Genomic DNA, 17,409 nt, shown 5'->3' with positions numbered 1-17,409 from the left:
ATAGACGCACGTTATCAGACTTGCCGATTTGTGACAGAAGCAAAACGCTTATCGGCGGTCCAGCGAGTAGACGAACGGTGCCACGACTTCGATCGTGCCATTGTTCAGCAACTCGGGTGGCGGCTTGGGTACCGTGCCAGCCCGACGGATCATTTCCAGGGTCGCCCGGTCCAGTGCAGCACTGCCCGAACCACCGGCCATGGCGTACGACACCACCTTGCCTTCGGCGTCGACCACGAAGCGCAGGCGGTTGATGCCCTGCAGGCCACGACGGCGCGCGTCTTCCGGGTAACGCTTGTACTTCGCCAGGTGGCGCAGCAGGTCGCTCTGCCAGGTTGGCAGGGCGTTGCTGTTGGACGCGATGCTCGGCGCCGGTGCCGCGGACTTCTGCGGGGGCGTGTTGCTGGGCGGTGCGTCTACCGTCTGCTCGGTCGGCGGTGCTTCCGTCGGCGGCTCAGGCTTTTTCTCAGGCTTGGGCGGCTGGGGCTTGGCCTTCGGCTTGGGCGGCTTGTGGACGGCGATCTTGGGCTTGGGCGCTTCTACCAGTTTCGGCAACGGCAGTTCTTCCACCGGTGCCGGTGGCTGAGGAACCGCTTTCGGTGGCGGTGGTGGCGCAGGCTCCGGTAACGGTGCCAGCTCGACCATCATCGCTGCCGGGGGCAGCTCGATGGCCTGGGGCACCGACCAGTTGAGCGTCAGCAGCACGGCGACCACGTGCACGCCCAGCACGATCGCCAGGCTGCCACCGTAGCGCGCCATGTTTGAGCGCGTTTTCGTCATTTCTTGGCTGCCGTCTCTAGACCTACCAGACCGACCTTCAGGTAGCCGGCCGCGCGCATGTTGTTCATCACTTCCATCAGGTCGCCGTAATCCACGCCTTTGTCAGCCTGGAAGAAGATCGTGGTTTCCTTGTCACCCTTGGTCTTGGCGTCGAGCATCGGGCCAAGCTGTTCGGGCGCAGCAACCTGATCGTCGCCGACGTACAGCTTCTGGTCGGCCTTGACGCTGACGAATACCGGTTTCTCGGGCCTCGGCGCCGGTTTGGCGGTGGAAGCCGGCAGGTCGACCTTGATGTCGACCGTGGCCAGGGGAGCAGCGACCATGAAGATGATCAGCAGCACCAACATCACGTCGATGAACGGCGTAACGTTGATTTCGTGGTTTTCGGCGAGGTCGTCGCCACCTTCGTTGAGATGCAGGCCCATGGCTTACCCCACTTTCACCATGTGCGGGGCAGCGCGCTCGCTGCCCTGGTGGTCCAGATCACGGCTGACCAGCAGCAGTACCTGGGCGGAGGCGTCGGACACCTGGGCCTTGTAGCCAGCGATGGAGCGGGCGAAGACGTTGTAGATGACCACAGCCGGGATTGCAGCGACCAGGCCCAGGGCGGTGGCCAGCAGGGCTTCGGCGATACCTGGGGCAACCACGGCCAGGTTGGTGGTCTGGGTCTTGGCGATGCCGATGAAGCTGTTCATGATGCCCCACACGGTACCGAACAGGCCGACGAACGGCGCGGTGGAACCGATGGTGGCGAGTACGCCGGTGCCGTTGCTCATGGTGCGGCCGCTGGCGTGTACCAGGCGCTCCAGGCGGAAGCTGACACGCTCCTTGATGCCTTCTTTTTCGCGGGCGTTGGCCGACAGGCGCATCTCTTCGAGGGCGTCGTGGACCAGGGTGTGGGACAAGGTGCCTTCCTTGTTGGAAACGTCGCTGGCTTCTTTCAGGCTGGCGGATTTCTTCAGCTGCGCGATTTCACCACGCAGGCGACGCTTGGCGCCCATCAGCTCGAAGCCTTTGGCGATCCAGATGGTCCAAGTGATGATAGAGGCGATGGCCAGGCCGATCATGACGATCTTCACCACGATATCGGCGTTCTTGTACATGCCCCATGGGGACAGGTCGTGGGCCATGCCCAGCGAGGTGTCTTCAACCAGGGCTTCAACGCTTGGGTCTACCGCGGCCGGTGCATCAGCCGGGGTGGCAGCGGCCGCGTCGGCAGCAGCAGGGGCCTGTGCATCGGCAGCCGGGGCAGCCGGGGCAGCAGCAGGTGCGGCCGGGGCAGTGGCGGCGGCCGGCGTGGCGGCGTTGGCGGTTGGCTCATCGGCCATGGCCACCGGGGCCAGCACCAGGCTGAGTGTCAGCGCGGCGATGGCGCGCCAGGCGCGCGACGGGGTTGGCGAAGCGGAAGGTTGAGTACGTGTCATGCTGGCCGGACCTGATGAAGAAAAAAGTGAGCGTTCTCCAAGGCCTCGAGGTAGGCCGAGAACAAATTGGCGGCCATTATTGCAAGTAATTCTTGTTAACAAAAGTAATCTTGTTGCTTTTTTCGCCTATGGTCTAGCCGCCCATCGTGTAGCGTGGCCGGGCTGATCAATTGGTCTAGGGAGTTTAGAGATGTCAGACCTTTCCGTGATGGTGGTGGGTTGTGGTGATGTGGGAGGGCGTCTGGCCCAGCAACTTATGGCCAAAGGCTGGCAGGTAAGCGGCCTTCGCCGCTCTGTCGGGCAGCTGCCTGCGGGCGTCCAACCGGTTGCTGCGGACTTGGCCGAACCGTCGATCCCGCAAGCATGGCCTCAGGGCCCGCTGGATTACCTGGTGTATTGCGTGGCGGCTAGCCAGCACGACGAGGCCGGCTACCAGGCGGCCTATGTGGAGGGCTTGCGGCATGTGCTGGCCTGGCTCGCCGAGCGAGGCCAGCGCCCCCGTCGCCTGCTGTTCGTCTCCAGCAGCAGCGTGTATGCGCAGAAGGACGGCGAGTGGGTCGAGGAAGGCGCAGCCACCGAGCCTGAAGGTTATTCCGGGCGGGTGATGCTGGAGGCTGAGCGGCTGGCGCTGGCCAGTGGTACCCCGGCGAGCGTTGTGCGCCTGACTGGCATCTACGGCCCAGGCCGCGAGTGGCTATTGAGCCAGGTGCGCCAGGGTTACCGTGTGGCCGAGGAGCCGCCGCTGTATGGCAACCGCATCCACGCCGAGGATGCCGCCAGCCTGCTGGCGTTTCTGCTGCAGGCCGATGCCGATGGCGAGGTGCTGGACGACTACTACATTGGCGTTGATGACGATCCGGCGCCGCTGGCCGACGTGGTGGCCTGGCTACGGGCGTACATGGGGGTTACCGAATGGTCCGATGAGCAGCGGGTGCGGCGTACCGGCAGCAAGCGCTGCAGCAACGCCCGGGCCCGGGCGCTGGGCTGGGCGCCGGTGTATCCGAGTTACAAGGAAGGCTATGCCGCGATCCTTGAGGGTAAAAACCAGCCTCAGTCTTGATGCGGTCCCTGTAGGAGCGGCCTTGTGTCGCGATGGGCCGCACAGCGGCCCCAGTATCTCAGCGTCGCCGCATAGAATGCCGGGGCTGCTCCGCAGCCCTATCGCGACACAAGGCCGCTCCTACAGGGGACGTGTGTTGCTTTAGCTACGCTCCAGCACCCACTGGCGCTTGCCTGCGGCCAGCTCCGGCATTTCATCCGGTTGCGCACGGTTCACTGCCTGGAAAATCTCCAGCTTGTCGCCATCGCGCTTGATGATGAACGGTGCACCACGCTGGTTACGCTCCAGCCACAGGCTGTCATTGCTGCCGCCCATGGTCGCGCAGTCGCCTGCCAGGCACAGCGCAAAACGGTCTGGCCCCGGCAGGCCGGTGACGTTGCCGGTGTCGCTGAAGCGGACGCTGGCACCTTTGCCTTCGCCTTCGACTACCTTCCAGTTGCCGCCCAGGTAGGCCTGGTACAGCGCTTTCTCGAAGCTGCTGCCCAGCGGCGCATTGGCAGTCGCCGGCGCCTTGGCACGGACGAAGGTCTGCTTGGCACCGCGCTGGTCGACGGCTTGCAGCTCGTCACCGTCGAGCGACAGCTGCTCGGTCTGGCCGCCCTCGAAGCTGGCTTGCCATTGCTTTTCGTTGCTGCTCAGCTGGCCGTCAGCGGCCTCGAAACCATTGCTGTAGCTGGCCTGCTGGCTGGCAACGTCGAGCTTCCATTCGAACACCGGGCCGTGTTCATTCAGCGCTTGGCGCAGGCTGCCGCTTTTGACCGCTGCAGTGATGGCCTCCTGGTTGATCCAGGTGCCGTTGAAATCTTCGGGTTTGTGGCTGGCGCAGCCGCCCAGTAGCAGGGCTGCCAACGCGAGGGGCAGTGCTTGACGCATGACGGGGTAACCTTGCAGAGGAGGGGTGACGGGCAGGGCGCCCGTCACCGGGGGCATCATTCGATGACCAGGATGGCGTCCATTTCGACCTGGGCGCCTTTCGGCAGCGCGGCAACGCCAATGGCGGCGCGGGCCGGGTAAGGCTGCTCGAAGTAGCGGCCCATTACCTCGTTGACCTTGGCGAAGTGGCTCAGGTCGGTGAGGAAGATGTTCAGCTTGACGATGTCCTTGAACGAACCGCCAGCGGCTTCAGCCACGGACTTCAGGTTCTCGAACACCTGCACGGTCTGGGCTTCGAAGCCTTCGACCAGTTCCATGGTCTTAGGGTCCAGCGGGATCTGGCCCGACATGTACACCGTGTTGCCGGCCTTGATCGCCTGCGAGTAGGTGCCGATGGCGGCTGGGGCCTTGTCGCTATTGATGACGGTCTTGCTCATGATGACTCCTTGCGGTTGGCGGACTACGTACGCATGCGGGTGATGCGGACCACACCGGTCAGGGTACGCAGCTTCTTGATCACACGCGCCAGGTGCACACGGTCGTGCACGCTGACCACCAGTTGGACCACGCTGATACGGCCGTCGCGTTCGTCCATGCTGATCTTCTCGATGTTGCCGTCGGCGGCGTTGACGCTGCTGGCCAGCAGGGCGATAAGGCCGCGCTGGTGCTCCAGTTCGACACGCAGTTCGACATTGAACTCACCGGTGATGTCCTTGGCCCAGGAAAGCTGTACGCACTTCTCCGGGTTGTGGCGGATTTCACTGATGTTGCGGCAATTCTCCAGGTGCACGACCATGCCCTTGCCGGCCGACAGGTGGCCGACGATCGGGTCGCCAGGGATCGGTGTGCAGCACTTGGCGTAGCTCAGCACCAGGCCTTCGGTACCACGGATCGCCAGCGGGCCTTCCGGTGCAGGCAGTTGCTCGCCGTCGGCCGACAGCAGTCGGCGTGCGACCACGTAGGCCATGCGGTTGCCCAGGCCGATGTCTTCGAGCAGGTCTTCGATCAGTTCCAGACGGTACTCGGCGAGAATCGCCTGGATGCGCTCCTGTGGGATTTTCTCCAGGCTGCTGTCGAAGCCGGTGAGCACCTTGTTCAGCAGGCGTTCGCCCAGGCTGATGGACTCGGAACGGCGCTGCTGCTTGAGCGCGTGGCGGATGTGCGTGCGCGCCTTGCCGGTCACCACGAAGTTGAGCCAGGCCGGGTTCGGCCGTGCGCCAGGGGCGCTGACGATTTCCACCGTCGAGCCGCTTTGCAGCGGTTCGGACAGCGGCGCCAGGCGGCGGTTGATGCGGCAGGCAATGCAGCTGTTGCCGACGTCGGTGTGCACCGCGTAGGCGAAGTCCACCGCCGTGGAGCCTTTGGGCAGCTCCATGATGCGGCCTTTGGGCGTGAACACGTAGACCTCGTCCGGGAACAGGTCGATCTTCACGCTCTCGATGAATTCCAGCGAGTTGCCGGCACGTTGCTGCAGTTCGAGGATGCCCTTGACCCACTGACGCGCGCGGGCATGGCTGCCCTTGGGCTGCTCGTCGTCGTTGGACTTGTACAGCCAGTGCGCGGCGATGCCGTTGTTGGCCATCTCTTCCATCTCGCGGGTGCGGATCTGGATTTCGATGGGCACGCCGTGCATGCCGAACAGCGTGGTGTGCAACGACTGGTAGCCGTTGGCCTTGGGGATCGCGATGTAATCCTTGAAGCGACCGGGCAGCGGCTTGTACAGGTTGTGCACGGCGCCGAGCACGCGGTAGCAGGTGTCGACCTTGTCGACGATGATGCGGAAGGCGTACACGTCCATGATCTCGTTGAAGGCACGGCGCTTGCCGCGCATCTTCTTGTAGATGCCATAGAGGTGTTTCTGCCGGCCGCTGACCTCGCCTTCGATGCCGTCGGCAGCCAGGCAGTTGGCCAGCGAGTGCTCGATCTTGGCGACGATCTCTTTGCGGTTGCCGCGTGCGCTTTTCACCGCCCGGTGAATCAGCGACGAGCGCATCGGGTGCATGGCCTTGAAGCCGAGGTCCTCGAACTCCACGCGCACAGTGTGCATACCCAGGCGATTGGCGATGGGGGCGTAGATTTCCAGGGTTTCCTTGGCGATGCGCCGGCGTTTTTCGCCGGACAGCACTTCCAGGGTGCGCATGTTGTGCAGGCGGTCGGCCAGTTTGACCAGGATCACGCGAATGTCGCGCGCCATGGCCATGGCCATCTTCTGGAAGTTTTCGGCCTGCGCCTCGGCCTTGGTCTCGAAGTTCATCTGGGTCAGCTTGCTGACCCCATCGACCAGTTCGGCCACCGTCTCGCCAAACTGCTGGCTGAGGGCTTCCTTGGCGATACCGGTGTCTTCGATCACATCGTGCAGCATGGCCGCCATCAGGCTTTGATGGTCCATGTGCATGTCGGCGAGGATGCTGGCCACGGCCAGCGGGTGGGTCACGTAGGGCTCGCCGCTGCGGCGGCGTTGTCCGTCGTGGGCCTGTTCGGCGTAGAAATAGGCGCGCCGCACCAGGTTGACCTGTTCGGGGCCAAGGTAGGTCGACAGCCGTTCGGCCAAGGCTTCTATACCCGGCATGGGTTCACCTCCTGCGGAGGGCGAGGGCCTTGCGCCGTGCGACGTCGACCTGGCATCAATCAGACAGCCTCGTTGTTCTCGTCCTCGAAGGCGGCGAACACCGGATCCTCGGTGACGATCTCTTCAGCGGCGAGGAACTCGTTGGTGACGATGCCTTCGGCGATTTCACGCAGGGCAACAACGGTCGGCTTGTCGTTTTCCCACGCGACGCGTGGCTCTTTGCCGCCGGTCGCCAGCTGGCGAGCGCGCTTGGTCGAGAGCATGACCAGCTCGAAGCGGTTATCCACGTGTTCCAGGCAGTCTTCAACAGTTACGCGGGCCATGGTCTTCCTCAGTAGCAAATGCGGTGGGCGTGCAGCCCAATAATGGGCAGGCGGACTCGATAGTATAAAAATTCACCAGCCAATAGGGAAGCGCTGTTTTGCCGGGCTGATCGGCGTGCGCTTCTTCGCGAGCACGCCCGCTTTCACACGTCCTGCACAGGTCTCACCGCCGCCGCTTTACCTGTGGAGCGGCTGTAGCCGCGAAAGGGCCGGAACAGACACCCTCATACATGAGCCTGACGATAACCTCAGAGCATCGCGCCACGCAACCGCGGTGTCAGCTCTTCGAACAGGGTCTGCACCGAGCGCAGCGCCCGGCAATCCGGCCGGGTCAGCAGCCACAGCTGGGTGTCGCAACCCGGCAGCGGTCCACTCAGCGCATCCACGCCGGGCAAGGCGTGCACCATGTAGTCCGGCAGGGCCGCCACGCCCAGGCCGGCGGTCACCAACTGGGCGATGGTCGACATGCCGCTGCACTGGTAGCGCGGGCTCAACCCAGGGTGTTGCTGGTTGCGCCAGACCACCGTGGGGTGGTCCTGCATCGAGTCGTCGGGGGCGATCCATGGCACGCTGACGGGCGACTCGGCCAGGCGCTCGCGCCACTGCGGCTGGCCGCAGACCACATAGGAGGTGGACCCCAGGTTGCGACCCACCAGGTGCTCCGGCGGCGTATTGGTCAGGCGCAGGGCAATGTCGGCATCGCGCCGGCTGAGGTTGGCGAAGGTGTTCGAGGTGCCCATCTCCAGCGACAAGGCCGGGTAGTTGGGCATGAACTCGGCCAGCGCCGGCAGCAGCAGGCTATGCATCACCGCCTCGGTGCAGGTCACCCGCACCGTGCCGCTGACCACCTGCTCGCCACTGGTCATGGCAATGCGCGCCGCCTCCAGCGCCTGTTCCGCGCGCTCGGCCTGCTCGGCCAGGGCCTGGGCGGTGTCGGTCGGCAGGTAGCCCTTGCGGCTCTTGACGAACAAGGCGGTGCCCAGCGCCGACTCCAGCCGTCGGATCGAGCGGAATACCGTCGAAACGTCGACTTTGAGTAACTCGGCAGCCTTGGCCAGCGAGCGGCCACGCTCCAGTGCCAGGACCAGGGAGAGGTCGGCGTGGGTGATCTGATATTGCATTGGTGCACGCTCTGCTTGCCGAATTGCCAATGTCTGTTGCGTCAGGGCCATTTTATAGTGAAACGGCCCCCCGGAATCAATGCGTCCGGTCGGGTAACCAATCCCCACGATGGGAAAGTGAAAAAAACAACAGCTGCAACCATCGTCGCCCGTGAGGCGCCAGCCGTATCCCCACATCGCCGCAGCACATCAAAGGATGTACACCATGACGTCGGTAACCCCGTGCGCCAGTTCTTCCAGCGAGATGAATGACTTCCTCCAGGCCCATCCGGAAACGCAGTACGTCGACCTGCTGATTTCCGACATGAATGGCGTGGTACGTGGCAAGCGCATCGAGCGGGCCAGCCTGCACAAGGTGTACGAGAAAGGCATCAACCTGCCGGCTTCGCTGTTCGCCCTGGACATCAACGGTTCCACGGTAGAGAGCACCGGCCTGGGCCTGGACATCGGCGATGCCGACCGCATCTGCTTCCCGATCCCCGGCACGCTGTCGGATGAGCCGTGGCAGAAGCGCCCCACCGCCCAGCTGCTGATGACCATGCACGAGATCGAAGGCGCGCCGTTCTTCGCCGATCCGCGTGAAGTGCTGCGTCAGGTGGTGAGCAAGTTCGACGATCTGGGCCTCACCATTTGCGCGGCGTTCGAGCTGGAGTTCTACCTGATCGATCAGGACAACCTCAACGGCCGCCCGCAGCCGCCGCGCTCGCCCATTTCCGGCAAGCGTCCGCAGTCGACCCAGGTGTACCTGATTGACGACCTCGACGAATACGCCGACTGCCTGCAGGACATGCTCGAAGCGGCCAAGGAGCAGGGCCTGCCGGCCGATGCCATCGTCAAGGAAAGCGCCCCGGCGCAGTTCGAGGTGAACCTGCACCACGTGGCCGACCCGCTGAAGGCCTGCGACTACGCGATCCTGCTCAAGCGGCTGATCAAGAACGTTGCCTACGACCATGAGATGGACACCACCTTCATGGCCAAGCCCTACCCGGGCCAGGCAGGCAACGGCCTGCACGTGCACATCTCGTTGCTGGACAAGAAAACCGGCAAGAACATCTTCTCGAGCGATGACCCGCTGCAAAGCGACACGCTGCGCCACGCCATTGGTGGTGTGCTGGAAACCATGCCGGCGTCGATGGCCTTCCTCTGCCCGAACATCAACTCCTACCGCCGCTTCGGCGCGCAGTTCTACGTGCCCAATGCACCGAGCTGGGGCCTGGACAACCGCACCGTGGCCGTGCGCGTGCCTACCGACAGCAGCGAAAACGTGCGCCTGGAGCACCGCGTGGCCGGCGCCGACGCCAACCCGTACCTGATGCTCGCGGCCATCCTTGCCGGCGTGCATCACGGCCTGACCAACAAGGTCGAGCCGGATGCCCCGATCGAGGGCAACTCCTACGAGCAGCTGGAACAGAGCCTGCCGAACAACCTGCGTGATGCCCTGCGCGCGCTGGACGACAGCGAAGTGCTCAACCAATACATCAGCCCGGACTACATCGATATCTTCGTGGCCTGCAAGGAAAGCGAGCTGGCCGAGTTCGAAGTGTCGATTTCCGACCTTGAGTACAACTGGTACCTGCACACGGTGTAAGCCCATGAGCGCAAATGCGGTCCCCCTGATCGGTGTCAGCGCCTGCCGCCAGCAGGTGGGGAAGAACTCGTCGCATACAGTAGGCGACAAGTATGTCGAGGCGGCCGGCTTTGCCGGTTTGCCGCTGATCCTGCCGGCCCGAGACGGGGGCAGCGACCCGCAGGCGCTGCTGGCCCGGCTGCACGGCATTGTTTTTACCGGCTCGCCTTCAAATATCGAACCGCATCATTACAATGGCGCCCCTAGCGTAGCCGGTACCCGGCACGATCTGGCGCGCGATCGCCTGACCCTGCCGCTGCTGCAGGCAGCGATCGCCGCCGGCGTGCCGGTTTTCTGCATCTGCCGTGGCTACCAGGAACTGAATGTGGCGCTTGGCGGCAGCCTGCACCAGCGCGTGCAGGAAATGCCCGGGTACCTTGACCACCGCGAACCTGAGGACGCACCCCTGGAGGTGCAATACGGCCCTCGTCACCCTGTCGGCATCGAGCCAGGCGGGTTGTTCGAGCGCCTGGGCCTGGCGGCGCAGTTCGAGGTCAACTCGCTGCACAGCCAGGGCATCGACCGCCTAGCCCCTGGCCTGCGTGTCGAGGCACGGGCCCCGGATGGCCTGATCGAAGCGGTGTCCATGCCTGCGGCGCCGGGCTTTGTGCTTGGCGTGCAGTGGCACCCGGAGTGGCGCTTCACCGAAAACCCGGTCTCGCTGCGCCTGTTCCAGGCGTTTCGCGAGGCCTGCATTGCCTACGCAGCACGGGAGGGCGCACGGCAGGAGGCATTCTGACGTCAGCCGAAGGTCTCGGATGATTGTTCCCGGCAGCAAGCTTTCAATGAGTGAAAGCAGGCCTTGTGCGCAAGGCCTGCGAAAACAATTCCAAAATTTACGGCAAATACTCATGAGCAATTATACAGAAGCCGGCCGCCCACCCGATGTGGCGGCCGACGCGGGCAACACCCAACGCGGCAAGGGCTTGGCCAAAGGCCGCCTGGGCCTGCTGGCCAGCGTGGTGCTGGGCATTTCCACCATCGCCCCGGTCTACACCCTGACGGGCGCCCTTGGCCCGACCGTGCGTGAGGTGGGTGCCCACCTGCCCGCCGTGTTCATCGTCGGCTTCCTGCCGATGCTGCTGGTGGCCCTGGGCTACCGCGAACTGAACTCGGCGGAACCGGACAGCGGTACTTCGTTTACCTGGTCGGCGCGTGCCTTCGGCCCGATGATCGGCTGGATTGGCGGCTGGGGGCTGGTGGTCGCCACCACCATCGTGCTGTCGAACCTGGCGGGGGTGGCGGTCGACTTCTTCTACCTGTTCCTTGGCCAGATCACCGGCAAGCATGAGCTGGCAGCGTTGGCCGACAACCTGTTGATCAACATCAGCACCTGTTGCGTGTTCATCGGCCTGGCCGTGTGGATCTGCTGTCGAGGCATCGCCACCACCATGACGGTGCAGTACGGCCTGGTGGCCCTGCAGTTGCTGGTGCTGATCGGCTTTGCCTTCGCCGCCTTCGGCGGCACCACTGCGCCGCCACCGCTGGCGTTCGATTTCGCCTGGTTCAACCCGTTCGGTGTCGAGTCGTTCTCGGCCTTTGCCGCCGGGCTGTCGTTGTCGATCTTCATTTTCTGGGGTTGGGACACGTGCCTGACCGTCAGCGAAGAGTCGGTGGGCAGCGAAGAGGTGCCGGGCAAGGCCGCCACCTTGACCGTGATGTTGATCCTGGGCCTGTACCTGTTCACCGCCATCGCCACCCTGCAGTTTGCCGGTGTCAGCGAAACGGGGCTGGGCCTGAACAACCCACGCATCCAGGAGAACGTCTTCGCCCACCTGGCTGGCCCGGTCATGGGGCCGCTGGCAATCCTGATGTCCATCGCCGTGCTGGCCAGCACCGCGGCGTCGCTGCAGTCCACCTTCGTGGCGCCGGCGCGCACCCTGTTGGCCATGGGTTACTACGGTGCGGTACCGCAGAAGTTCGCCAGCGTCTGCCCGCGCTCGCAAACCCCGCGCTACGCCACCATTTGCGCCGGCGTGGCGGCAGGCCTGTTCTACGTGACCATGCGTACCCTGAGCGAGAACGTGTTGGCGGATACCATCACCGCGCTGGGCATGATGATCTGCTTCTACTATTCGCTGACCGCGTTCGCTTGTGTCTGGTACTTCCGCGACAGCCTGTTCAGCAGCCTGCGCCATTTCATCATGCGCGGCATGTGCCCGCTGGTGGGTGGGGTGATCCTGTCGGTGATCTTCGCGCGGACCGCCATCGACAGCGCCTCGCCGGACTTCGGCAGTGGCTCGCATGTGGGTGGGCTGGGGCTGGTGTTCGTGATTGCCGCGATCATCTCGGTGCTTGGCATCGGGCTGATGATGCTGTCGCGCATGCGGGCGCCGGCGTATTTCCTGGGCGCTACCCTGCGTCAGCAGGCTACCCTGCCTTTGCAGGAATAAATAATTGGGGCCGCTCTGCGGCCCTTCGCGGGCACGCCCGCTCCCACAGGTACAGCACAAGCCTCAGGGCTGTGACTAACCTGTGGGAGCGGGCGTGCCCGCGAAGGGCTGCAAAGCAGCCCCCAATCGTTTCTCAGCCGATCATTTGCTTCAGCAGCGCCGCATGACGCTGTTGCTGCTTCTTCAGCACCAGCCGGTTCGAGCGGAACACCGCCTTCAAGTCGTCCAGCGCCACGTCGAAATCATCATTGATGATCAGGTAGTCATACTCGTCGTAGTGCACCATCTCGCTGACCGCTTCCTTCATGCGCCCGGCGATGATCTCTTCGCTGTCCTGCCCGCGGCCGTCCAGGCGCTGACGAAGCGCTTCCTGGCTTGGCGGCAGGATGAACACCGACAACGCCTGCGGCATCAGCTTGCGCACCTGCTGGGCGCCTTGCCAGTCGATCTCCAGGATCAGGTCATAGCCCTGATCCAGGGTCTGCTGCAGCGCACTGCGCGAGGTGCCGTAGAAGTTGCCGAACACTTCGGCATGCTCCAGGAAGTCGCCTTGCTGGATCAGCGCCTTGAACTCTTCGTGGACCACGAAGTGGTAGTTCACCCCGTGTTCCTCGCCCGGGCGCATGGCGCGGGTGGTGTGCGAGACCGAGACGCGAATTTGCTGGTCGTCCTTGGTCAGGGCCGTTACCAGGCTGGTCTTGCCGGCGCCCGAAGGGGCCGAAACGATGTAGAGGGTGCCGCTGCTGTGGTTCATGGTCGGGTTGGCCTTACTCGATGTTCTGTACTTGTTCACGCATCTGTTCGATCAATACCTTCAGGTTGACCGCCGCTTGCGTACTGCGTGGGTCGAAGGCCTTGGAGCCGAGGGTGTTGGCTTCGCGGTTGAGTTCCTGCATCAGGAAGTCCAGGCGCCGGCCGGCGGCGCCGCCACCCTTGAGCACCCGGCGCACTTCGGTGACGTGGGTGCTGAGGCGGTCGAGTTCCTCGGCCACGTCGCTTTTCTGGGCCAGCAGCACCATCTCCTGCTCCAGGCGCTGCGGGTCGAGTTCGGCCTGCATGTCGCCGAAACGGTCGAGAATCTTCTGCCGCTGCGCTGCCAGCATTTGCGGCACCAGGGCGCGCAGGGTGGTGACTTCGCTGGCCATGTTGTCCAGGCGTTCGTTGATCAGCCGGGCCAGTTCCTGGCCTTCGCGCTGGCGACCGGCCTTGAGTTCGGCCAGTGCTTCATCAAACAGGGCCATGGCTTCGGCGTTCAGCGCCTGTGGGTCGCTGGTGTCGGCCACCAGCACGCCCGGCCACGACAGTACTTCGAGCGGGTTCAGCGGTGCCGGCTGCTTGATCAGGCCGGCCACTTCCTCGGCGGCTGCGACCAGCTGTGCGGCGCGCTCGCGGTCTACCTTCAGCGGCTTGCCGTTGCTGTCCTCATTGAGGCGCAGGGTGCATTCCACCTTGCCCCGCGAAAGGCCCTGGCGCAGGCCTTCACGCACGGCGCCTTCGAGATCGCGCAGGGCTTCGGGCAGGCGCAGGTGGGGTTCCAGGTAACGGTGGTTGACCGAACGCAGCTCCCAGATCAGGGTGCCTTGGCTGCCGGCGCGCTCGACACGAGCAAAAGCGGTCATGCTGTGCACCATGGGGAGTACCTCGCGTAGATGAATGAACGGTGGGAGCCTCTCGGCTGCAAGGCGCAGGATTGTAGCGCAGTGGGGCCTCGGCGCCCAATCCACCCATGTTACAGAGGGGTGGCCATGGCAGCAGGAAAAGGCGACGGGCTGTGTCGGGCGCGACAATAGGCATGTCTTCCCCGCGCTGCGGGCTCTATAATGCTCGGCAGATTCAAAGTCCCAGTACAGGTATCCCAGATGAAACGTCCAAGTGGTCGCGCCGCCGATCAGCTCCGCTCGATCCGCATCACCCGCAACTACACCAAGCACGCCGAAGGGTCGGTACTGGTCGAGTTCGGTGACACCAAGGTCATTTGCACGGTCAGCGTGGAAAACGGTGTGCCGCGCTTCCTCAAAGGCCAGGGCCAAGGTTGGCTGACCGCCGAGTACGGCATGCTGCCGCGCTCCACCGGTGAGCGTAACCAGCGCGAAGCCAGCCGTGGCAAGCAGGGTGGCCGCACCCTCGAAATCCAGCGCCTGATCGGCCGTTCGCTGCGCGCTGCGCTGGACATGAGCAAGCTGGGTGACATCACCCTGTATGTCGACTGCGACGTGATCCAGGCCGATGGCGGCACCCGTACCGCGTCCATCACCGGTGCCATGGTTGCCCTGTGCGACGCCTTGGCGGTGATCAAGAAGCGCGGTGGCCTGAAGGCCGGCAACCCGCTCAAGCACATGATCGCTGCCGTGTCGGTGGGCATGTACCAGGGCGAAGCCGTGCTCGACCTGGACTACCCGGAAGACTCCGCTGCCGAAACCGACCTGAACGTGGTAATGACCAGCGCCGGTGGCTTCATCGAAGTGCAGGGCACCGCCGAAGGCGCGCCGTTCCAGCCGGAAGACTTCAACGCCATGCTGGCGCTGGCGCAAAAAGGCATGAACGAGATCTTCGAACTGCAGCAGGCCGCTCTGGCTGACTGACTGTTCCTGTAGATGCGAAAAAGCCGACATCGATGTCGGCTTTTTCGTGTCTGAACAGCACTCAGATGGTCAACGTCCAGTCGTAGTCCACGATCAGCGGCGCATGCTGGGAGAAGCGCGGCTGACGCGGCAGGCGGGCGTTGCGCACAAAGCGGCGCAGGCCCGGCGTGAGGATCTGGTAGTCGAACCGGTAGCCCAGATTGAGCATCTCGGCCTGCTCGTTGTCCGGCCACCAGCTGTACTGGTCGCCTTCACGGCTGACTTCGCGCAGTGCATCGACGTAACCCATCTCGCCGGTAATCGCATCCATCCAGGCGCGTTCCGGCGCCAGGAAACCCGGCGACTGCTGGCTGTCACGCCAGTTCTTGATGTCGAGCTTCTGCTGCGCCACGTAGAACGAGCCGCAGTAGATGTATTCGCGACGCTTGCGACGCTGTTTGTCCAGGTACTTGGCGAAGTCGTCCATCAACTTGAATTTCTGGTTCAAGTCTTCGTCGCCGTTCATGCCCGAAGGCAGCAGCAGGCTGGCAATACTGACTTTGTCGAAATCTGCTTGCAGGTAACGCCCGTAACGGTCGGCTGTCTCGAAGCCCAGGCCGGTGATGACTGCCTTGGGCTGCATGCGCGAGTAAAGGGCCACACCACCTTGGGCAGGCACCTCCGCGTCGCAGGCATAAAGGAAATAGCCATCGAGCTGGAAAGCTGGGTCATCGAGTTCAAAGGCCGAGGCGCGGGTATCCTGAAGGCAGATGACGTCGGCATTCTGGGCTTGTAGCCAGCTGAGCAAACCACGCTCGGCCGCAGCCTGAATGCCATTTACGTTCACACTGATGATCCGCATAAATGGCCCCAAAAATCTCGTGCGTGTATGATACCCGAGCTCAACCCATTTAGCTAAATCCGTGGTGTCCGGGACTATTCATGCAGCCGTATCAGCGCGACTTTATCCGTTTTGCCATCGATCGCGGGGTACTGCGTTTCGGTGAATTCACCCTGAAATCGGGGCGTACCAGCCCGTATTTCTTCAATGCCGGCCTGTTCAACACCGGTTCTGCATTGGCCGAGCTGGGGCGGTGCTATGCCGCAGCCATCGTCGACAGCAAGATCCCGTTCGACGTGCTGTTCGGCCCGGCCTACAAGGGTATCCCGCTGGCGGCGACCACTGCCGTGGCCCTTGCCGATCAGCATCAGCTCGACGTGCCATGGTGCTTCAACCGCAAGGAAGCCAAGGACCACGGCGAAGGCGGCAGCCTGGTCGGCGCGCCGCTGGCCGGTGATGTGCTGATCATCGACGACGTGATCACCGCTGGTACCGCTATCCGCGAGGTCATGCAGATCATCAACGCCCAGCAGGCCAAGGCCGCTGGAGTGCTGATCGCGCTGAACCGCGAAGAGCGCGGCAATGGCGAGCTGTCGGCGATCCAGGAAGTGGAACGCGACTTCGGTATCCCGGTGGTCAGCATCGTTTCGCTGACCCAGGTGCTGGAGTTCCTGGCCGATGACCCGCAGCTCAAGCAGCATCTGCCGGCTGTCGAGGCTTACCGGGCGCAGTACGGGATCTGATCCTGGCCGGGTAAAGAAAAAGGCGACCCTTCATGAGGGTCGCCTTTTTTGTGTCGCCTGCTCCGGCCTCTTCGCGGGTAAACCCGCTCCCACAGGATCTCCACAGCCATCAAAGGCGGTGCTATCCCTGTGGGAGCGGGTTCACCCGCGAAGAGGCCGGGGCAGGCTAACTCACCAATCAGCGTGGCTTGCGATTGGTAATCAGGGTGCCCACGCCGCTGTCGGTGAAGATTTCCAGCAGCACCGCGTTCGGCACGCGGCCGTCGATGATGTGCGAGCTGTTCACGCCGCCCTGCACCGCATCCAGTGCGCACTTGATCTTCGGCAGCATGCCGCCGTAGATGGTGCCGTCGGCGATCAGTTCGTTGACCTGCTCGGTGGTCAGGCCGGTCAGTACCTGGCCCTGCTTGTCCATCAGGCCGGCGATGTTGGTCAGCAGCATCAGCTTCTCGGCTTTCAGCGCCTCGGCCACCTTGCCTGCAACCAGGTCGGCGTTGATGTTGTACGACTCACCGTTGGCGCCCACGCCGATCGGCGCGATCACCGGGATGAAGTCACCCTTCACCAGCATGTTCAGCAGGTCGGTGTTCACGCTCACCACTTCGCCCACGTGGCCGATGTCGATGATTTCCGGGGTGGTCATCTCGGGCGTCTGGCGGCTGACGGTCAGCTTGCGGGCGCGGATCAGCTCCGCGTCCTTGCCGGTCAGGCCGATGGCGCTGCCGCCGTGGCGGTTGATCAGGTTGACGATGTCCTTGTTGACCTGGCCACCCAGCACCATCTCCACCACGTCCATGGTCGCCGAGTCGGTGACGCGCATGCCGTCGATGAAGTGGCTTTCGATCGACAGGCGCTTGAGCAGGTCGCCGATCTGCGGGCCACCACCGTGGACCACCACCGGGTTGATGCCCACAGCTTTCATCAGCACGATGTCACGGGCGAAGCCTGTTTTCAGCTCCTCGCTTTCCATCGCGTTGCCGCCGTACTTGATCACCAGGGTCTTGCCGACAAAGCGGCGGATGTAAGGCAGTGCTTCGGACAAAACCTCGGCTACATGGGAAGCGGCATCGCGATCGAGGGTCATGCAGGGCTCC

General features: G+C 63.6%; 18 protein-coding genes. 6 read left to right on the top strand and 12 right to left on the bottom strand.

Annotated elements, in window-relative coordinates; translation table 11 throughout:
• Nucleotides 1-48: 48 nt before the first annotated feature.
• Genes AK81_RS13990 through exbB form a run of 3 tightly spaced genes read right to left on the bottom strand, consistent with a single transcriptional unit; the run spans nt 49 to nt 2,204 of the window.
• The gene (locus AK81_RS13990; RefSeq protein WP_043199835.1) at nt 49-780 is read right to left on the bottom strand and encodes an energy transducer TonB; all 732 of its coding nucleotides are present in this window, start codon (nt 778-780) and stop codon (nt 49-51) included.
• The gene (gene exbD, locus AK81_RS13985; RefSeq protein WP_012274837.1) at nt 777-1,205 is read right to left on the bottom strand and encodes a TonB system transport protein ExbD; all 429 of its coding nucleotides are present in this window, start codon (nt 1,203-1,205) and stop codon (nt 777-779) included. Before exbD ends, AK81_RS13990 begins: the two co-directional genes overlap by 4 nt.
• 3 nt (nt 1,206-1,208) lie before the next feature.
• Nucleotides 1,209-2,204 (bottom strand): tonB-system energizer ExbB, encoded by a 996-nt coding sequence (gene exbB / locus AK81_RS13980; RefSeq protein ID WP_043199834.1) that lies wholly within the window; start codon nt 2,202-2,204, stop codon nt 1,209-1,211.
• Nucleotides 2,205-2,394: 190 nt separating this feature from the next.
• On the opposite strand from exbB, the gene AK81_RS13975 reads away from it, so the two are divergent.
• Nucleotides 2,395-3,264 carry an SDR family oxidoreductase gene (locus tag AK81_RS13975; protein ID WP_043199832.1) on the top strand — a complete coding sequence of 290 codons (870 nt, stop codon included), beginning with the start codon at nt 2,395-2,397 and terminating at the stop codon, nt 3,262-3,264.
• Nucleotides 3,265-3,405: 141 nt separating this feature from the next.
• Here AK81_RS13975 and AK81_RS13970 read toward each other — a convergent pair whose 3' ends face one another.
• The 5 genes from AK81_RS13970 to AK81_RS13950 form a co-directional block, all read right to left on the bottom strand.
• On the bottom strand, nt 3,406-4,137 hold the full coding sequence (locus AK81_RS13970; protein ID WP_043199830.1) for a hypothetical protein: 732 nt from the start codon (nt 4,135-4,137) through the stop codon (nt 3,406-3,408).
• Between the two features lie 56 nt (nt 4,138-4,193).
• A complete protein-coding gene (locus AK81_RS13965) occupies nt 4,194-4,574 on the bottom strand; it encodes a RidA family protein (protein WP_043199829.1) in 381 nt (126 codons plus the stop codon).
• Between the two features lie 23 nt (nt 4,575-4,597).
• Complete coding sequence (gene spoT / locus AK81_RS13960) at nt 4,598-6,706, bottom strand: bifunctional GTP diphosphokinase/guanosine-3',5'-bis pyrophosphate 3'-pyrophosphohydrolase (RefSeq protein WP_016502233.1); 2,109 nt, start codon at nt 6,704-6,706, stop codon at nt 4,598-4,600.
• 59 nt (nt 6,707-6,765) lie between these two features.
• Nucleotides 6,766-7,029, bottom strand: a complete 264-nt coding sequence (gene rpoZ / locus AK81_RS13955) for a DNA-directed RNA polymerase subunit omega (protein ID WP_043199827.1) — start codon at nt 7,027-7,029, stop codon at nt 6,766-6,768.
• Between the two features lie 248 nt (nt 7,030-7,277).
• Nucleotides 7,278-8,150 (bottom strand): LysR family transcriptional regulator, encoded by an 873-nt coding sequence (locus AK81_RS13950; protein ID WP_043199825.1) that lies wholly within the window; start codon nt 8,148-8,150, stop codon nt 7,278-7,280.
• 205 nt (nt 8,151-8,355) lie between these two features.
• Between AK81_RS13950 and AK81_RS13945 the strand changes: the two genes are divergently transcribed.
• The 3 genes from AK81_RS13945 to AK81_RS13935 all read left to right on the top strand — a co-directional run bounded on the left by AK81_RS13945 (nt 8,356) and on the right by AK81_RS13935 (nt 12,170).
• Complete coding sequence (locus AK81_RS13945; RefSeq protein WP_016502231.1) at nt 8,356-9,738, top strand: glutamine synthetase family protein; 1,383 nt, start codon at nt 8,356-8,358, stop codon at nt 9,736-9,738.
• Nucleotides 9,739-9,742: 4 nt separating this feature from the next.
• Entirely contained in the window at nt 9,743-10,516 is a 774-nt protein-coding gene (locus tag AK81_RS13940; RefSeq protein ID WP_043199824.1) for a gamma-glutamyl-gamma-aminobutyrate hydrolase family protein, read from the top strand.
• A gap of 112 nt (nt 10,517-10,628) precedes the next feature.
• Nucleotides 10,629-12,170: an APC family permease gene (locus AK81_RS13935; protein ID WP_043199822.1), complete on the top strand. Its 1,542-nt coding sequence runs from the start codon at nt 10,629-10,631 to the stop codon at nt 12,168-12,170.
• Nucleotides 12,171-12,303: 133 nt separating this feature from the next.
• On the opposite strand, the gene gmk is transcribed toward AK81_RS13935, so the two are convergent.
• Both gmk and AK81_RS13925 read right to left on the bottom strand, forming a co-directional pair.
• Complete coding sequence (gene gmk / locus AK81_RS13930; RefSeq protein WP_043199820.1) at nt 12,304-12,924, bottom strand: guanylate kinase; 621 nt, start codon at nt 12,922-12,924, stop codon at nt 12,304-12,306.
• A 13-nt stretch (nt 12,925-12,937) separates the two neighbouring features.
• A complete protein-coding gene (locus tag AK81_RS13925) occupies nt 12,938-13,801 on the bottom strand; it encodes a YicC/YloC family endoribonuclease (protein WP_043199818.1) in 864 nt (287 codons plus the stop codon).
• A 228-nt stretch (nt 13,802-14,029) separates the two neighbouring features.
• Between AK81_RS13925 and rph the strand changes: the two genes are divergently transcribed.
• Nucleotides 14,030-14,752 (top strand): ribonuclease PH, encoded by a 723-nt coding sequence (rph, locus tag AK81_RS13920; RefSeq protein WP_012274825.1) that lies wholly within the window; start codon nt 14,030-14,032, stop codon nt 14,750-14,752.
• 61 nt (nt 14,753-14,813) lie between these two features.
• Here rph and AK81_RS13915 read toward each other — a convergent pair whose 3' ends face one another.
• The gene (locus AK81_RS13915; RefSeq protein WP_003253401.1) at nt 14,814-15,593 is read right to left on the bottom strand and encodes an exodeoxyribonuclease III; all 780 of its coding nucleotides are present in this window, start codon (nt 15,591-15,593) and stop codon (nt 14,814-14,816) included.
• A gap of 80 nt (nt 15,594-15,673) precedes the next feature.
• Between AK81_RS13915 and pyrE the strand changes: the two genes are divergently transcribed.
• Nucleotides 15,674-16,315 (top strand): orotate phosphoribosyltransferase, encoded by a 642-nt coding sequence (gene pyrE, locus AK81_RS13910; RefSeq protein WP_003253405.1) that lies wholly within the window; start codon nt 15,674-15,676, stop codon nt 16,313-16,315.
• A 178-nt stretch (nt 16,316-16,493) separates the two neighbouring features.
• On the opposite strand, the gene argB is transcribed toward pyrE, so the two are convergent.
• A complete protein-coding gene (argB, locus tag AK81_RS13905) occupies nt 16,494-17,399 on the bottom strand; it encodes an acetylglutamate kinase (RefSeq protein ID WP_004575216.1) in 906 nt (301 codons plus the stop codon).
• Nucleotides 17,400-17,409 lie beyond the last annotated feature (10 nt).

It is taken from the genome of Pseudomonas putida W15Oct28, assembly GCF_000708715.2.
In the GTDB taxonomy this organism is placed as follows: domain Bacteria; phylum Pseudomonadota; class Gammaproteobacteria; order Pseudomonadales; family Pseudomonadaceae; genus Aquipseudomonas; species Aquipseudomonas putida_R.
This window is presented reverse-complemented; position numbering and strand designations above follow the sequence as displayed.

What these genes read in the sequence shown, in the direction of transcription:
- rph (WP_012274825.1), top strand. Translation starts at nt 14,030, where the DNA reads ATGAAACGTCCAAGTGGTCGCGCCGCCGATCAGCTCCGCTCGATCCGC.
- AK81_RS13965 (WP_043199829.1), bottom strand. Translation starts at nt 4,574, where the DNA reads ATGAGCAAGACCGTCATCAATAGCGACAAGGCCCCAGCCGCCATCGGC.
- AK81_RS13970 (WP_043199830.1), bottom strand. Translation starts at nt 4,137, where the DNA reads ATGCGTCAAGCACTGCCCCTCGCGTTGGCAGCCCTGCTACTGGGCGGC.
- AK81_RS13940 (WP_043199824.1), top strand. Translation starts at nt 9,743, where the DNA reads ATGAGCGCAAATGCGGTCCCCCTGATCGGTGTCAGCGCCTGCCGCCAG.
- gmk (WP_043199820.1), bottom strand. Translation starts at nt 12,924, where the DNA reads ATGAACCACAGCAGCGGCACCCTCTACATCGTTTCGGCCCCTTCGGGC.
- AK81_RS13990 (WP_043199835.1), bottom strand. Translation starts at nt 780, where the DNA reads ATGACGAAAACGCGCTCAAACATGGCGCGCTACGGTGGCAGCCTGGCG.
- argB (WP_004575216.1), bottom strand. Translation starts at nt 17,399, where the DNA reads ATGACCCTCGATCGCGATGCCGCTTCCCATGTAGCCGAGGTTTTGTCC.
- pyrE (WP_003253405.1), top strand. Translation starts at nt 15,674, where the DNA reads ATGCAGCCGTATCAGCGCGACTTTATCCGTTTTGCCATCGATCGCGGG.
- AK81_RS13975 (WP_043199832.1), top strand. Translation starts at nt 2,395, where the DNA reads ATGTCAGACCTTTCCGTGATGGTGGTGGGTTGTGGTGATGTGGGAGGG.
- AK81_RS13925 (WP_043199818.1), bottom strand. Translation starts at nt 13,801, where the DNA reads ATGGTGCACAGCATGACCGCTTTTGCTCGTGTCGAGCGCGCCGGCAGC.
- exbB (WP_043199834.1), bottom strand. Translation starts at nt 2,204, where the DNA reads ATGACACGTACTCAACCTTCCGCTTCGCCAACCCCGTCGCGCGCCTGG.
- AK81_RS13935 (WP_043199822.1), top strand. Translation starts at nt 10,629, where the DNA reads ATGAGCAATTATACAGAAGCCGGCCGCCCACCCGATGTGGCGGCCGAC.
- rpoZ (WP_043199827.1), bottom strand. Translation starts at nt 7,029, where the DNA reads ATGGCCCGCGTAACTGTTGAAGACTGCCTGGAACACGTGGATAACCGC.
- exbD (WP_012274837.1), bottom strand. Translation starts at nt 1,205, where the DNA reads ATGGGCCTGCATCTCAACGAAGGTGGCGACGACCTCGCCGAAAACCAC.
- AK81_RS13915 (WP_003253401.1), bottom strand. Translation starts at nt 15,593, where the DNA reads ATGCGGATCATCAGTGTGAACGTAAATGGCATTCAGGCTGCGGCCGAG.
- AK81_RS13945 (WP_016502231.1), top strand. Translation starts at nt 8,356, where the DNA reads ATGACGTCGGTAACCCCGTGCGCCAGTTCTTCCAGCGAGATGAATGAC.
- spoT (WP_016502233.1), bottom strand. Translation starts at nt 6,706, where the DNA reads ATGCCGGGTATAGAAGCCTTGGCCGAACGGCTGTCGACCTACCTTGGC.
- AK81_RS13950 (WP_043199825.1), bottom strand. Translation starts at nt 8,150, where the DNA reads ATGCAATATCAGATCACCCACGCCGACCTCTCCCTGGTCCTGGCACTG.